Here is a 14,617-nt window from a genome sequence, read left to right on the forward strand (position 1 = left end):
CTCATGCTCAAGATGAATCCGTACATGAGTTATTATAACTTTCAACAATACTAAACCGTGCGCGACTCATGGCCATAAAAACACCCAAAATTACGCCGACAGGAAAGATCGTTATCCATACGGTAAGCGAAGCTTTGCCTCGTGCACATTATCAGCGTTGCCCCCAGTGCGATACGCTTTTTATGTTGCCGAAGATGAAATCGCACCAAAGCGCCTTTTGTCCTCGCTGCGATGCCAAAATTCGCGATGGACGAGACTGGTCGCTAACGCGTCTGGCCGCAATGGCGGTCACCATGCTGCTGCTGATGCCGTTTGCCTGGACCGAACCGCTGCTGAAGCTCTATCTTCTGGGCGTGCGCATCGACGCCAACGTATTTCAGGGGATCTGGCAGATGACGCGCGAGGGCGATCCGCTCACCGGCGCGATGGTGCTCTTCTGCGTGGTCGGCGCGCCGCTGGTGCTGGTCGCGGCGATTGCCTACCTGTGGTTTGGCAATATTCTGGGGATGAACCTGCGCCCGGTTCTGCTGATGCTGGATAAGCTCAAAGAGTGGGTCATGCTGGATATCTATCTGGTGGGCGTCGGCGTTGCCTCCATCAAGGTGCAGGACTACGCGTTTTTACAGCCCGGCATTGGCCTTTTTGCATTCATATCGCTGGTCCTGCTGAGCATTTTGACCATGATCCATCTGAACGTTGAACAGCTCTGGGAGCGCTTTTACCCCCAGCGCCCCGCGACACGGCCTGATGAAAACCTGCGCGTCTGCCTGGGATGTCATTACACCGGTTTTCCGGATAAACGCGGCAGGTGCCCGCGCTGCCATATTCCGCTAAGATTGCGACGCAACAATAGCCTGCAAAAATGCTGGGCGGCGCTGATCGCCTCTCTGGTATTTTTGTTCCCGGCCAACATGCTGCCCATCTCGGTGATTTACGTGAACGGCGCCCGCCAGGAAGATACTATCCTCTCCGGGATTATTTCTCTGGCGCACAGTAACGTGGGGGTCGCCGCGATTGTTTTTATCGCCAGTATTCTGGTGCCCTTTACCAAAGTGGTGGTGATGTTTACGCTACTTATCAGCATTCACTTTAAATGCGAACAAGGACTCCGCACCCGCATCCTGCTTCTGCGATTCGTGACCTGGATCGGTCGCTGGTCGATGTTGGATCTGTTCGTGATTTCGCTGATGATGTCGCTCATCAATCGCGATCAGTTACTTGCTTTTACCATGGGACCCGCAGCTTTTTATTTCGGCTCTGCGGTGATATTGACTATTCTTGCAGTGGAATGGCTGGACAGCCGCTTACTTTGGGACGCACATGAGTCAGGAAACGCCCGCTTCGCCGACTGAAGCGAGAATTAAAACAAAACGTCGTATTTCGCCATTCTGGCTGCTGCCTGTCATCGCGCTGATGATCGCAGGCTGGCTTATCTGGACGAGCTATGAAGATCGCGGAAGTACCATCACGATTGATTTCCAGTCTGCGGACGGCATTGTCGCCGGTCGTACCCCCGTTCGCTTCCAGGGGGTGGAAGTGGGTACCGTGCAGGATATCTCTCTCGGCAAAGGGCTGAACAAAATCCAGGTGCGGGCGAGCATTAAGTCCGATATGCAGGACGCGCTGCGCGCCGAAACGCAGTTCTGGCTGGTAACGCCAAAAGCCTCGCTGGCCGGTGTTTCCGGGCTGGATGCGCTTGTGGGCGGTAACTATATCGGCATGATGCCCGGTAAAGGTGAGCCGCAGGATCACTTCGTTGCGCTGGATACGCAGCCGAAATACCGGCTGAATAACGGCGATTTGATGATCCATCTCCGCGCGCCGGATTTAGGATCGCTGAACAGCGGTTCTCTGGTCTATTTCCGCAAAATTCCGGTTGGCCGTGTGTACGATTACGCCATTAACCCGAACAAAGACGGCGTGACCATCGACGTGCTGATCGAACGGCGCTTTACCAACCTGGTGAAAAAAGGCAGCCGCTTCTGGAACGTCTCCGGCGTCGATGCCGATCTGAGCTTAAGCGGTGCGAAAGTGAAGCTTGAGAGCCTGGCGGCGCTGGTGAATGGCGCTATCGCCTTCGATTCCCCGGAAGGCTCAAGCCCTGCCGCCGCTGAAGATACGTTTGGCCTGTATGCTGACCTGGCGCACAGCCAGCGCGGCGTCATCGTTAAGCTGACCCTGCCGGATGCTAAAGGACTGAAAGCCGGCTCGACCCCGCTGATGTACCAGGGATTAGAGGTCGGCCAGCTGACGAAATTAACCCTCAATGCAGGCGGCTCCGTCACCGGCGAAATGACCGTGGATCCTAGCGTTGTCGATCTCCTGCGGGAGAAGACGCGTATCGAGCTGCGTAATCCGAAGCTGTCGCTCAGCGACGCCAGCATCAGTTCACTGCTGACCGGCAGTACCTTCGAGCTGATCCCGGGAGAAGGCCAGCCGAATAAAACCTTTGTTATCGCCCCGGCGGATAAAGCGCTGCTGCAAAAGCCGGGCGTGCAGACGATTACCCTGAACGCACCGGAGAGCTATGGCATCGAAGCCGGACAGCCGCTGATCCTGCACGGTGTGCAGGTAGGCCAGGTTCTCGAGCGTAAGCTGACAGAAAAAGGGGTCTCCTTCTCCGCCGCCATCGATCCGCAGTACAGCAATCTGGTGCACGGTGACAGTAAATTTGTGGTCAACAGCCGGGTCGACGTGAAGGTGGGCCTGGACGGCGTTGAGTTCCTCGGCGCCAGCGCCAGCGAGTGGGTTAACGGCGGGATCCGCATTCTGCCGGGCAGCAAAGGTGCGCTGCGCGAGAGCTATCCGCTGTTCGCAAATCTGGACAAAGCCATTGAAAACAGCATGGGCGACCTGCCGACCACCACGTTGACCTTAAGTGCTGAAACGCTGCCGGATGTCCAGGCGGGCTCCGTGGTGCTCTATCGCAAGTTTGAGGTCGGGGAAGTGATCACCGTTCGCCCTCGCGCGGACGCGTTTGATATCGAACTGCACATCAAGCCGGAGTACCGCAAGCTGCTCACGCCAAACAGCGTGTTCTGGGCGGAAGGCGGCGCGAAGGTGCAGCTTAACGGCAGCGGCCTGACCGTACAGGCGTCTCCCCTCTCCCGTGCCCTGCGCGGTGCGATCAGCTTTGACAACCTGAGCGGCGCGGGCGGCAACATGCGTAAAGGTGACAAGCGGATCCTCTTCCCGTCTGAAACCGCAGCGCGCGCCGTCGGGGGACAGATTACGCTACATACCTTTGACGCCGGTAAACTGGCGGAGGGGATGCCTATCCGCTATCTCGGCATTGATATCGGGCAGGTCCAGAAGCTGAAGCTCATCACCGCGCGCAATGAAGTCCAGGCCACTGCCGTGCTTTATCCGGAATATGTGCAGACGTTTGCCCGCGCTGGCTCGCGCTTCTCGGTGGTTACGCCGCAAATTTCTGCCGCAGGGGTTGAGCACCTCGACACTATACTTCAGCCGTACATTAACGTTGAACCGGGTCGCGGCAACGCACGTCGTGAGTTTGAGTTGCAGGAGGCGACCATCACCGATTCCCGCTATCTGGACGGTCTGAGCATCGTGGTTGAAGTGCCGGAAGCCGGTTCGCTGGGCATCGGCACGCCGGTGCTGTTCCGCGGCATTGAGGTCGGGACGGTAACCAGCCTGACGCTGGGTAATCTGTCCGATCGCGTGATGGTCGGCCTGCGCATCAGCCAGCGTTATCAGCATCTGGTCCGCAACAACTCGGTGTTCTGGCTGGCTTCAGGTTACTCCCTCGACTTCGGCCTGACCGGCGGCGTGGTGAAAACGGGTACCTTTAACCAGTTCATTCGCGGCGGCATTGCCTTCGCGACGCCGCCTGGCACGCCTCTTGCACCTAAGGCGCAGGCAGGTAAACACTTCCTGCTGCTGGAAAGTGAACCGAAAGAGTGGCGCGAATGGGGAACGGCGCTGCCGCGTTAATCTCGCAGGCTCCGGTGTCAACGCGCCGGAGCCTTTATGTTACACTGCGCGCCTGAATGTTTCCCTGTGGTGTGCCCGTGGCTCAAAACTCCGTATTTCTTCCCGAACAATTCCTCGCGCAGATGCGCGAGGCGCTTCCTGCTCATCTCTCATTCGACGATTTCATCGCCGCCTGCCAGCGCCCTTTGCGCCGGAGTATTCGCGTCAATACGCTAAAAATCAGCGTCGGGGCATTTCTGGATCTCGTCTCCCCCTACGGCTGGCAGCTTACGCCGGTGCCGTGGTGTGAAGAAGGGTTCTGGATCGAGCGGGATGACGAGGAAAGCTTGCCCCTCGGCAGCACCGCCGAGCACCTGAGCGGGCTGTTTTATATTCAGGAAGCCAGCTCCATGCTGCCGGTTGCCGCGCTGTTTGCCGATGATAACCAGCCTGAACGGGTGATGGATGTCGCCGCGGCGCCGGGCTCTAAAACCACGCAGATTGCCGCCCGGATGAACAACCGCGGCGCGATCCTCGCCAATGAATTTTCCGCCAGCCGCGTGAAGGTTCTCCACGCCAATATCAGCCGCTGCGGGATCCACAACGTCGCGTTAACGCACTTTGACGGTCGCGTTTTTGGGGCTGCCCTGCCGGAAGCCTTTGATGCCATCCTGCTTGATGCGCCCTGCTCCGGCGAAGGCGTGGTGCGCAAAGATCCTGATGCATTAAAAAACTGGTCCGTTGAAAGCAACCTTGAGATCGCCGCCACGCAGCGTGAACTGATCGACAGCGCGTTCCATGCCCTGCGCCCCGGCGGGACGCTGGTTTACTCCACCTGCACGCTGAACCGCGATGAAAACGAGGATGTCTGCCTGTGGCTGAAGGCGCGCTATCCGGACGCCGTCGAGTTTTTACCGCTCAATACGCTGTTTGACTCGGCCAGTGAAGCCGCCACGCCTGAAGGCTTCCTGCATGTCTTCCCGCAGATTTACGATTGCGAAGGTTTCTTCGTCGCGCGCCTGCGTAAAACCGGCGCCGTGGAGCCCCTGCCCGCGCCGACGTTTAAGGTCGGTAAATTCCCCTTCACGCCGGTTAAAGGCCGTGAAGCGGCACAGGTGGAGGCGGCTGCAAACAAAGTGGGACTGCGCTGGGATGAGAGCCTGCACCTCTGGATGCGTGACAAAGAGCTGTGGCTGTTCCCGACCCATATCGAACCGCTGATGGGTAAAGTGCGTTTCTCCCGCCTTGGTATTCGCCTGGCGGAAATCCACAACAAAGGCTATCGCTGGCAGCATGAAGCGGTCATTGCGCTGGCTGGTCATGAAAACACGTTCGCCCTGACGCATCAGGAAGCGGAAGAGTGGTATCGCGGTCGTGACGTTTATCCGGAAAACGGTCCGGCGCAGGATGAAACGATCGTGACGTATCAGGGCTTTCCGCTGGGTCTGGCGAAAAAAGTCGGCTCGCGGCTGAAAAACAGTTATCCGCGTGAACTGGTTCGCGATGGCCGTCTGTTTACCGGTAACAGCCGCACCGCCTGAAAAAAACGCATTTTTTTACTGGCGATTTCGCTCTCCTTGTCTAGGATCAAAAATGGGTGACTGCACTGGTCATACCAGATTTTGGGCAACAAACCGGAGAGCATTATGACGAAAACCAGCGTACGCATTGGCGCTTTTGAAATCGACGACGCTGAATTGCGCGGCGAAGCACAAGGCGATCGAACGTTAAGTATTCCCTGCAAATCCGATCCGGATTTGTGCATGCAACTGGACGCCTGGGATGCAGACACCAGCGTCCCGGCGATCCTTGATGGGGAACATTCCGTTCTGTACTGTGAGCATTACGACAGTAAAACCGATGCCTGGGTCCTGCGTCTTGCCTGACCCAAAGAGAACCCGCCCGAAGGCGGGTTATTTATTACTGAAGCTGCACCAGCGTCAGGAAGCCCCCAAACACCGCCCCCGTATCGATATAGTGCAGATTGTTAAAGTCATACCGCTTGTCTACGGGCGTGTGTCCAAACCAGAAGTGATCCGCCCCGCTAATGCCCTGGCCTTTACCCACCATAAAGCCCATTAAACGATCGCGGTCCCACAGCACGCGCCTGGCATCAACCGGCTTTTGCCAGACATATTCGGCTGAGGGATAATCCGCATGAGCCACAACGTTCAGGCCATTTATGCAGGTTATTTCAATGACGTGCGGTAAGGTCCGGCAGGCGTTGAGTAACGTCAGCGCCTGTTTTTGTTGCTCACCCTTAAGCGCGCTAAACCAAATACCGCCATTTACCGACCACAGGCTAAAATCATTATTTTCCAGCGCATCTAACGCCATTTGCTCGTGATTGCCGCGCACCGCATAAAACCAGTTTTCCTGCATCAGCTGTAAACATTTTACGCTGTCAGGCCCGCGATCGATAATATCTCCCACGGAGATCAGCAGATCCGTATCAGGATTAAAATTCCGACGTTTCAGCGCATCTAAAAGCTGCTGATAGCAACCATGAATATCGCTGACAACCCAGACATGACGCCAGTCTTTACCCTCTATTTTCTGATACATAAGCCCTCCATTCTGAAGTATAGCCGCAGCAGAAAGAGTCCAGTCAGATATTACAAACCCCAACAAACCCTCAACCAGCCGGAAATAAACCCTGCCGCGCTATTAATCCTTTATTAGCGGCCCCCTAAAATAGAGCGCAATAAAACGAGGGATTTTTACGTGTCGAACTTACACCTGCAAAATGATGTTTTTTATCCGCATCGCACAAATATTATTTCGGAACTGATTAAGGGAAAACGCGTTCCAGGGCCTATCTGGCAAAAACGTGAATACCGTCTGAAGTTTCTTTTGCGCTCGCTTTTATTCTGGTCTTCCACCCATCGTATGCTGGAGGCGCTATCCGGACGCGATGATTTTGACAGATTACTGGCGGCGCAAATTACGCTGCCGAGCAAAACCCACCGTCAGTACCTGATGCGCGGCCTGAACGCCAATGACAGAGCCGACGCCATCGTCAGCCACTACCACTGGATTGACAGCCTGAAAGACCGGATGCTCGCTCACGCCCTCGCGAGCCCCAATGAGTTGCCCGTGGCGCAGTTTGAGGCGAAAAACGGGGTGATCTATACCGTTACAGCCTCCTCCGCGGGCAAGGCCGAACGCGAGGGCGAAAGTACGCTGTGGCTGCACGACCATGAAGATACCCTTCTCGCCAGCCTGACGTTTTGCGTTGCGCGCAGCAACGGGCGTTCTGTGCTGGTGATTGGCGGCCTTCAGGGGCCGCGCCGCAGCGTCTCGCGGGACGTTATCAAGCAGGCCACACGTGCCTGCCACGGGCTGTTCCCGAAGCGCGTGCTGATGGAGGTGATCTTCCAGCTCGCCTCACACTCGAACATCAGCGCTATCTTTGCCGTCAGCGATGAGGGGCACGTATTTCGCGCCCTGCGCTACCGGCTGAGCAAAGGCCGACATTTCCACGCCAGCTACGACGAGTTCTGGGAAAGCCTGAACGGAAAACAGCTCTCCCCTCTTTGCTGGCAGCTGCCGCTGTGGATAGCGCGCAAATCGCTGGATGAGATCGCCAGCAAGAAACGCGCAGAATACCGTCGCCGCTTTGCGCTTCTTGATAATATTGCGGCTTCCGTCAATGCGCGGATTGAGCCCTTGTCGACCTCAGGCGAAAAACAAACAAAAATTTAACAAAACAGCCAAAAAGGACTGGACTTACGCCTGCCGGGTTGTGGTATGTTTTAAGCAGGCGCACAGGAAGTGAACCTTCTGCTGAGACGAAAACCGGATTTTATCGTTTACTATGAAGCAGATAAAAAGAGACCGAATACGATTCCTGTTTCCGCTTCAACCAGTCCTTTTTGAATTTATTCAAACACTTACATATCAAAAACCCGTTTTTAACGGGTTTCAATGCTTACCAATACATCCATTCAAGATCAAACCGTTGCCAACTTTTTCGAGTGGGCGACGAGTGAACTTCGGGATCGCTTCGATCCTAAATCTCCCCAACTTTGCGTAGCTCCTTCCAGTTTCGTAACACGCAGCTTTACGCCTTCCCATACCATCAGCATAATCACCACCGATCCGATTGTAAGACTTAACTAGCGCGCGCTACTTTTTCTCCCTGCCCTATACTTTCAGTCTGACTGACTGGAGGTTTCTATGTGTGGACGTTTTGCACAAGCCCAAAACCGTGAAGAATATCTGGCCTACCTGGCCGATGAAGGCGATCGTGACATTGCCTATGACCCGGAACCTATCGGCCGTTACAACGTTGCGCCCGGCACAAAAGTTCTGTTGCTTAGCGAACGCGATGAGCAGTTACATCTCGATCCGGTGTTCTGGGGCTACGCGCCCGGGTGGTGGGATAAAGCGCCTTTGATTAACGCGCGTGTAGAAACTGCGGCCACCAGCAGAATGTTTAAACCTCTGTGGCAGCATGGCCGGGCGATCTGCTTTGCCGATGGATGGTTCGAATGGAAAAAGGAAGGCGACAAGAAACAGCCGTATTTCATTCATCGGGCCGACGGGCAGCCGATATTCATGGCGGCGATCGGCAGTACGCCGTTTGAGCGCGGCGATGAAGCAGAGGGCTTCCTGATCGTGACATCTGCTGCTGACAAAGGACTGGTCGATATTCATGACCGGCGGCCACTGGTTCTGTCTCCGGAAGCTGCAAGGGAATGGATGCGTCAGGACGTAGGCGGGAAAGAAGCTGAGGAGATAATAGCCGACGGGGCAGTGCCCGCCGACAAGTTTATCTGGCATGCAGTGACGCGCGCCGTGGGCAATGTGAAGAACCAGGGGCCGGAGCTCGTTGAGCCGCTTTCTTGAGGCTGGTAATCATATCGGTAATCCGTCATCTATTGCGCGGTTGATGAAGAACGTCACGCGTCCCAGTACCTCCACCTCCTCAAGTGCGCTTCCTTCTATTGCCTCACCATCATCTGTTATAAGCGCCTTGCCCATCAACTTAGCAAACTGCGTATGGCCGTCGCAAAGGATAAGTAACACATCGCCGGGTGTTTTTTTCACTGCTGGCTCAATGACTGCAAATCCTGAATCAGTTTCAAGCACCCTACTTTCTGCGCCGATGTTGCAAATCACCTCGGGTGAAAGTTGGCGCTCGACATAATCGCTTGCAGGTGATGCGAATCCCATCAGTGCACTCTCCCCATGTTACGCAGGATCCAGTACCGGTTATCGCTGCCGTCTGTCGTCTTGTCAGCAAAGTCTTTTTGGTATCGCTCTATCCAGGCATTCGCTTCTTCGCGCGTATAGTGCCAGTTGAACTGCCGCAATTTCTCTATGAATGCGTCTGTGCTCACGTAACGATACCCCTTGGGGTTTAACTCTATGGCCGCAACAAAAGCGGCATGAATGTCTGCTGTGCGTGGCATAATCACCTCACAAAATAACTGTATGCATATACAGTATCGTCAAATATGAGGGTCGATCAAGTTTCACAGTGATGCTAAACTTCAGACCTTTCCGAATTAGCTGATTTTTATAATGTTAAAGATATTTAGTCGTTATGTTTCAGTTGGCGTGATTAACACTGCCTTACATTGGTTATGCTTTGGTGCTCTACTTCATTTTTTTTGTGTCGGGCAAGCTCTGGCTAACGTAATAGCATTTTGCATCGCTGTTACCTTCAGCTTCTTTGCAAATGCAAAATGGACTTTTAATGCTCAGGCAACTTCAAGTCGATACATAGCATTTGTTGCGTTCATGGGGCTTATGGCCGCATTAACCGGCTACATTGCAGATGTTATAGGGGCTCCTCCGATTGTGACCCTTGTTGGGTTCTCCGCGTTTAGTCTCATAGCAGGTTTTGTTTACTCAAAGTTCATTGTCTTTAGGGATGCGAAATGAAGATTTCTTTGGTTGTACCCGTCTTCAACGAAGAAGACGCAATACCTATTTTTTATAAAACGGTTCGAGAATTTGAAGGGCTCAAGCAGCATGAAGTTGAGATCGTCTTCATAAATGACGGCAGCAAGGACTCCACAGAATCTATTATTTACGCACTTGCCGTTGCCGATCCTCTTGTTGTTCCGCTGTCGTTCACTCGCAACTTTGGGAAAGAGCCTGCGCTATTCGCTGGTCTTGATCACGCCACCGGTGAAGCAATTATCCCCATTGATGTTGACTTGCAGGACCCTATCGAAGTCATTCCGCACCTGATAGAGAAATGGCAGGCTGGGGCCGATATGGTTCTGGCTAAGCGATCTGACCGCTCTACTGACGGGCGCCTGAAACGAAAGACCGCTGAGTGGTTCTATAAGCTGCACAACAAAATCAGCAATCCAAAGATCGAAGAAAACGTTGGTGACTTCCGTCTGATGTCTCGCGAGGTAGTGGAAAACATTAAGCTAATGCCTGAACGCAATCTGTTCATGAAGGGGGTTCTTAGCTGGGTCGGTGGTCGTACTGATGTAGTTGAGTATGCCAGGGCCGAGCGAGTGGCCGGCAGCACGAAATTTAATGGCTGGAAACTGTGGAACCTTGCCCTAGAGGGGATTACCAGCTTCTCTACTTTCCCGCTTCGCATGTGGACGTACATCGGCCTGTTAGTTGCCGGTGCTGCGTTTTTGTATGGCGCATGGATGATTTTCGACACGCTAGTATTCGGAAATGCAGTACGCGGATATCCTTCATTGCTGGTTTCTGTACTTTTCCTTGGTGGCATACAGTTAATCGGGATAGGAGTTCTTGGTGAGTATATTGGCAGAATCTATGTAGAAGTTAAGAAAAGACCGAGATATATTCTTAAGGGAAAAAAATGAGATTTCATAAGTCAGATAAACTTATATTTTTGCTAGCCGCTTTATTCAGCCTTCCATTTTTGTTGAATGCTGAATTATTTAAGGACGACTTGTATAGGGCTGTTTCTGGCGATCCGAGCTATTGGGATAAAGATAGCCGACCGCTAACAACAGTACTAATGAAGGTGTTAAATTTAGGGGATATGATAACTGATGTGTCTCCGCTATCCTTTATTCTTGGTATGGTGTGCATGATAATATCCGCCATTATAATTTCAAGGGCCATATCATCTAACAGACCTTCATATTTCTCATCAGCATTCGCATCGCTAATATTTTTAAATCCTATGTTTATAGGTAATGCAGTATTTTCATTTGATAGCGCAACCATGGGTGCGTCTATAGTAGTTGCGATTTCTTCAGCATATTTCTTTTACAATAAAAGTTATATTGATGTCGTCTGGAAAATCGTCGCAGTAACTTCTGTCATGTCAATGTATCAGCCTTCTTCTGCTCTTTTTGTTACAATGACAGCATTTATTGTTATTGTAAAAATACTTGAACATGAGAGCGGGTATATCAAGGAATTGATATTAAATGCCATTTCTTTTGTTGCCGGTTTCACGATTTACACCCAAGTGGTGCAAAAAATTTATCCGCCAAATGAATATGCCTTGAGGAATTCTCAGTTTATTGATTTTAATAATGGAATTATTACCGGATTACATGATGCTTTTAGTCGCAATCTTGATCCTGTGATAGGCTCAATGCCTTCTATTGTTAAGGCTACTTTAGTAATTACTTTGGCAATATCAGTAGCTTGTGTAATCAAGTACGCTTTTTCACGTGATTACAAAATCCAAGATCGCATATTGTTAGTAGTTAGTTTTTCATTCTCACTGATAATGTTCTCTGGTTTTTCTTTAGCCGTGAAATCAGACTATGTTATGCCTCGTGTGCTAATGTCACTTGGCTTAACGCTGTGCCTTGTATTCTTCATGGCACACAGACTAACAGGGTTTAAAAAAATATCATATCTTGCATATGTTATATTTGCAGCCAACTCAATTAACATATCCTATTCATTCAACAATGCCATAAAGCATCAGAATAAATTTGACTCAGTTATTCTGACTTCCATATCTTCCGCACTGCATCAAAACGGTATAAAGACCATTGACAACATTAATATTTCAGGATGGCCTCCAGTTTCTCTTCCTACTAAAGTTGCATTTAGAAAATACCCATTCTTTAAAACTATCATGCCGCAATATCTTTCAAGCACTTGGGGCATCGGAGCGGTAGCTCCTTACTATGACATTACATACAAAAATAGGTTCTCTAACAATTTAGAGTTAAAGAAAAAGATTATTTCTAATGGTGTTAAGATATTTACTTCCTGTTCGGTAGATGTCTTTTCTGATAGAAAAGATGTTCTTTTAGACTTTACAAACAAATGTTAAAAAAGAGGGGCTTTCGCCCCTCTCCGCCCTGATTAAATTTTAAAGAACATAATGCGCAGCAGATCTAACAGATAATGTTAGTCCGCTTGTTCCTTTATTTATCAATCCAATCTTCCCTCCAGAGAAACCGGCGACTTGTTGCGTAACGGTCGCTCCACTAGTTGGCTTAACTGTAATGGTCGGAGTTGTTCCAGACAGGCCAGCTGTAAGCGTGACCTCACCTGTCACATCGCAAGTCAATGTGCCGACAACAGTAAGAGCGCCGAAAAGCATCGTCGAAATCTCAATGCCAGTCGCCACTCGCTTGGCAACAACTCCACTTTGTGACGTGGGTTTGTAGTAAAAAACAACACCGCAATCAACAGGCAAAGCTGACAAGACAACATTCTGAACATTTGATGATTTAGTGGCACCATACATATCAGGCGCTTCATCATTTGCTGTTTCTGCACCATATGCTAATAAGAGATCTGCTTTATCTCTTACCTGCCCGTAAACACCCTTTATCGCATTTGCAGCCAGGAATACAGAGGCGTTCTGAGAACATGATTCGTTCAGCTCTGCTCTGAATAACAGAGCGGGAGGGTATACTTTTGACGGTGTACCATCGTAAACAATCTCAATCTGATTCAGTCCTTTTTTAAGTATTCCGGTTCGAGTGGTCAGTTTGTTCGCAAACGATGAGACGCCATTACTCGCGATATTACCCGAAAAGAATGCTGCATTACGGTTATCTTGTTGTCGGATAGAGACGGAGTTAGCGCGACCTGCTGCAACATATGTTGGGTTATACGGTTCAAAAATAACCATTGATATATCAGAAGTATCACACCAGACAAAATATCGTATGGTTAAATTTTCAGTAGCTGGGGAAACCACGCCCCAGCCAGTTAAACCATTTAGATACGTGTTTCCACTCAACCGCTCCATGCCAACGCTGTACGTGCTACCAGATGGGAAACCAAATGGCTGGATATCATTATCAACTGTTGGTACGAAGTTATTTCCTTTTTTCGCAGTGTGGACTCTATACGGCATAACAGCCTTTGCTGCATATGCGCCGATATATTGATGGCCCAGAGGAGCAAAATGCGTACTATCAAAAGTGCCATCTGTCGGGCGACGCGCAATATCTTCAAGCGTATAGCTTCCGAGATCTCTGTACATCTCAGTTACTGGCTGAGATAGATCAAGGAACTCGACAGTCGGGAATAGGCGTTCAATATGCTTCTTGATTGATGCTTCTAACGCCGCCCATTGTGAACCATTCTGGTTCATTGAAACAACGCAGACAGCACATCCATAACCCCAAGCCTTGCGAATAAACTGCTCAAAGCGGAACAAATACTGATCGAACCCTAACGTATCCAGTTGCCCGTTATCGTTAACGCCCATGGACATGAAGCAAACGTCTGGTGGAACATTCCCGTATGCAGTGTTTTTGAAAAAGCCATGGTCAAAGTTACGATTAGCCCAGCCATCAATGAGTCGCTTTCCTGATGATGCACAGTTCTCGGCTTTAAAAATGAAGGAGCCATTTTTCGTAAAACGGTTAAGCCAGTCCGTGAAAGTACGGAACCAGGAGCCTGCGCCACCATTGCTATTGTGGTCATAATTAGTCGAGGACAGGTCCCCGTTTGAATCCGTTGGGTTGGCTACCCATCCGGTTCCGTATGCACCGTCTGTGATTGAGTCACCAACGATACCAACACGACATTGCGTATTGCGGCGAGCGAACTGGTTTATTACGTTGAATGCAGTGTATTTGCTGCCATGAGTTGCCAGTGAAACGTCAAACACATGCTCGTTACCCCATGGGTCGCGAGTAAGAATTTTTCCTTCACCAGTGAATTTGGTTACATCATCATCTGGCAGGAAATTACAGCGTAGCTGGACACCCTTCGGAACATAAATTTGTCCTGTGTAAGCGTATATTGCTGCGCGGTTATCGGTCGTGCTATCAATGACGACCCCTGGAACATATTTTACAGCTAATGCGTCACTGCGGTATTTACCGTTGCTTAGCTCTGTCCTTAAAGCGGCATCCCCAACACTGACCCACTTCCCGTCACCAATACCACCAGTGCTATCGGGAGTAGATCCTGGGGGAACTACTTTGGGGAGGATTCCGTCCCATCTGTAATATTCCCCGTTGCTCTTCCAGCGCAGGCACTCGTTAGCAAGGCTAATGGTGCTGCCATCTTCAAAAGAATCCTTCGTGATATAGCCATAATTCAGAATTGCCTGATTCGCATCGTAATTTATTCCCGCAATTGTACGATGTTCATCGCCGAACCTGTCAACATAAACATGATTTTCTGACGTAACGAACTCGTCGATTTTTCCTGCGTTAAACTTCAGGTCACGCGGGGATTCGCTCGGTACTGGCAGATTAGTAGGTGTAGTGGCCATATTGATTCCATAGAAAAAAAACCG

Annotated in this window: 13 protein-coding genes; 9 read left to right on the top strand and 4 right to left on the bottom strand. The window is 51.0% G+C overall.

Translation table 11 applies throughout. From position 1 onward, the window contains the following. The first annotated feature begins 68 nt into the window (after positions 1–68). The 4 genes from yebS (at position 69) to DBR02_RS23045 (ending at position 5,819) form a co-directional block, all read left to right on the top strand. Positions 69–1,352, top strand: coding sequence for a membrane integrity lipid transport subunit YebS (yebS, locus tag DBR02_RS23030; RefSeq protein WP_063449630.1), 1,284 nt, complete (start codon positions 69–71; stop codon positions 1,350–1,352). Beyond that, complete coding sequence (locus DBR02_RS23035; protein ID WP_063449631.1) at positions 1,321–3,954, top strand: PqiB family protein; 2,634 nt, start codon at positions 1,321–1,323, stop codon at positions 3,952–3,954. Before yebS ends, DBR02_RS23035 begins: the two co-directional genes overlap by 32 nt. 77 nt (positions 3,955–4,031) lie before the next feature. Beyond that, positions 4,032–5,474, top strand: a complete 1,443-nt coding sequence (gene rsmF / locus DBR02_RS23040; protein ID WP_107535685.1) for a 16S rRNA (cytosine(1407)-C(5))-methyltransferase RsmF — start codon at positions 4,032–4,034, stop codon at positions 5,472–5,474. A 105-nt stretch (positions 5,475–5,579) separates the two neighbouring features. Next, positions 5,580–5,819 (top strand): YebV family protein, encoded by a 240-nt coding sequence (locus DBR02_RS23045; protein WP_107535552.1) that lies wholly within the window; start codon positions 5,580–5,582, stop codon positions 5,817–5,819. A 34-nt stretch (positions 5,820–5,853) separates the two neighbouring features. On the opposite strand, the gene pphA is transcribed toward DBR02_RS23045, so the two are convergent. Next, positions 5,854–6,498 carry a protein-serine/threonine phosphatase gene (pphA, locus tag DBR02_RS23050; protein WP_107535553.1) on the bottom strand — a complete coding sequence of 215 codons (645 nt, stop codon included), beginning with the start codon at positions 6,496–6,498 and terminating at the stop codon, positions 5,854–5,856. A 159-nt stretch (positions 6,499–6,657) separates the two neighbouring features. Between pphA and DBR02_RS23055 the strand changes: the two genes are divergently transcribed. Together DBR02_RS23055 and DBR02_RS23060 are read left to right on the top strand one after the other, a co-directional pair. Next, the gene (locus tag DBR02_RS23055) at positions 6,658–7,638 is read left to right on the top strand and encodes a VirK/YbjX family protein (RefSeq protein WP_107535554.1); all 981 of its coding nucleotides are present in this window, start codon (positions 6,658–6,660) and stop codon (positions 7,636–7,638) included. Positions 7,639–8,112: 474 nt separating this feature from the next. Then, positions 8,113–8,784 (top strand): SOS response-associated peptidase, encoded by a 672-nt coding sequence (locus DBR02_RS23060; protein WP_107535555.1) that lies wholly within the window; start codon positions 8,113–8,115, stop codon positions 8,782–8,784. A gap of 9 nt (positions 8,785–8,793) precedes the next feature. Here DBR02_RS23060 and DBR02_RS23065 read toward each other — a convergent pair whose 3' ends face one another. Together DBR02_RS23065 and DBR02_RS23070 are read right to left on the bottom strand one after the other, a co-directional pair. Beyond that, a complete protein-coding gene (locus DBR02_RS23065; RefSeq protein ID WP_107535556.1) occupies positions 8,794–9,111 on the bottom strand; it encodes a hypothetical protein in 318 nt (105 codons plus the stop codon). Then, complete coding sequence (locus DBR02_RS23070; protein WP_107535557.1) at positions 9,111–9,350, bottom strand: hypothetical protein; 240 nt, start codon at positions 9,348–9,350, stop codon at positions 9,111–9,113. Before DBR02_RS23070 ends, DBR02_RS23065 begins: the two co-directional genes overlap by 1 nt. Before the next feature lie 112 nt (positions 9,351–9,462). Between DBR02_RS23070 and DBR02_RS23075 the strand changes: the two genes are divergently transcribed. The 3 genes from DBR02_RS23075 to DBR02_RS23085 are packed head-to-tail and all read left to right on the top strand — an operon-like array spanning position 9,463 to position 12,181. Continuing rightward, positions 9,463–9,825 (top strand): GtrA family protein, encoded by a 363-nt coding sequence (locus DBR02_RS23075; protein ID WP_107535558.1) that lies wholly within the window; start codon positions 9,463–9,465, stop codon positions 9,823–9,825. After that, on the top strand, positions 9,822–10,739 hold the full coding sequence (locus DBR02_RS23080) for a glycosyltransferase family 2 protein (RefSeq protein ID WP_063133750.1): 918 nt from the start codon (positions 9,822–9,824) through the stop codon (positions 10,737–10,739). The genes DBR02_RS23075 and DBR02_RS23080 overlap by 4 nt, the downstream gene beginning before the upstream one ends. After that, the gene (locus DBR02_RS23085; protein WP_107535559.1) at positions 10,736–12,181 is read left to right on the top strand and encodes a glucosyltransferase domain-containing protein; all 1,446 of its coding nucleotides are present in this window, start codon (positions 10,736–10,738) and stop codon (positions 12,179–12,181) included. The genes DBR02_RS23080 and DBR02_RS23085 overlap by 4 nt, the downstream gene beginning before the upstream one ends. A gap of 39 nt (positions 12,182–12,220) precedes the next feature. Here the strand turns inward: DBR02_RS23085 and DBR02_RS27035 are convergent, their stop codons facing one another. Then, positions 12,221–14,593, bottom strand: coding sequence for a hypothetical protein (locus DBR02_RS27035; protein ID WP_233157649.1), 2,373 nt, complete (start codon positions 14,591–14,593; stop codon positions 12,221–12,223). Positions 14,594–14,617: the final 24 nt, after the last annotated feature.

The sequence above is a fragment of the Enterobacter cloacae complex sp. genome, from assembly GCF_900322725.1.
Lineage (GTDB): Bacteria > Pseudomonadota > Gammaproteobacteria > Enterobacterales > Enterobacteriaceae > Enterobacter > Enterobacter quasihormaechei.

What these genes read in the sequence shown, in the direction of transcription:
- DBR02_RS27035 (WP_233157649.1), bottom strand. Translation starts at nt 14,593, where the DNA reads ATGGCCACTACACCTACTAATCTGCCAGTACCGAGCGAATCCCCGCGT.
- DBR02_RS23075 (WP_107535558.1), top strand. Translation starts at nt 9,463, where the DNA reads ATGTTAAAGATATTTAGTCGTTATGTTTCAGTTGGCGTGATTAACACT.
- DBR02_RS23065 (WP_107535556.1), bottom strand. Translation starts at nt 9,111, where the DNA reads ATGGGATTCGCATCACCTGCAAGCGATTATGTCGAGCGCCAACTTTCA.
- yebS (WP_063449630.1), top strand. Translation starts at nt 69, where the DNA reads ATGGCCATAAAAACACCCAAAATTACGCCGACAGGAAAGATCGTTATC.
- DBR02_RS23070 (WP_107535557.1), bottom strand. Translation starts at nt 9,350, where the DNA reads ATGCCACGCACAGCAGACATTCATGCCGCTTTTGTTGCGGCCATAGAG.
- DBR02_RS23035 (WP_063449631.1), top strand. Translation starts at nt 1,321, where the DNA reads ATGAGTCAGGAAACGCCCGCTTCGCCGACTGAAGCGAGAATTAAAACA.
- DBR02_RS23085 (WP_107535559.1), top strand. Translation starts at nt 10,736, where the DNA reads ATGAGATTTCATAAGTCAGATAAACTTATATTTTTGCTAGCCGCTTTA.
- DBR02_RS23045 (WP_107535552.1), top strand. Translation starts at nt 5,580, where the DNA reads ATGACGAAAACCAGCGTACGCATTGGCGCTTTTGAAATCGACGACGCT.
- DBR02_RS23080 (WP_063133750.1), top strand. Translation starts at nt 9,822, where the DNA reads ATGAAGATTTCTTTGGTTGTACCCGTCTTCAACGAAGAAGACGCAATA.
- DBR02_RS23060 (WP_107535555.1), top strand. Translation starts at nt 8,113, where the DNA reads ATGTGTGGACGTTTTGCACAAGCCCAAAACCGTGAAGAATATCTGGCC.
- pphA (WP_107535553.1), bottom strand. Translation starts at nt 6,498, where the DNA reads ATGTATCAGAAAATAGAGGGTAAAGACTGGCGTCATGTCTGGGTTGTC.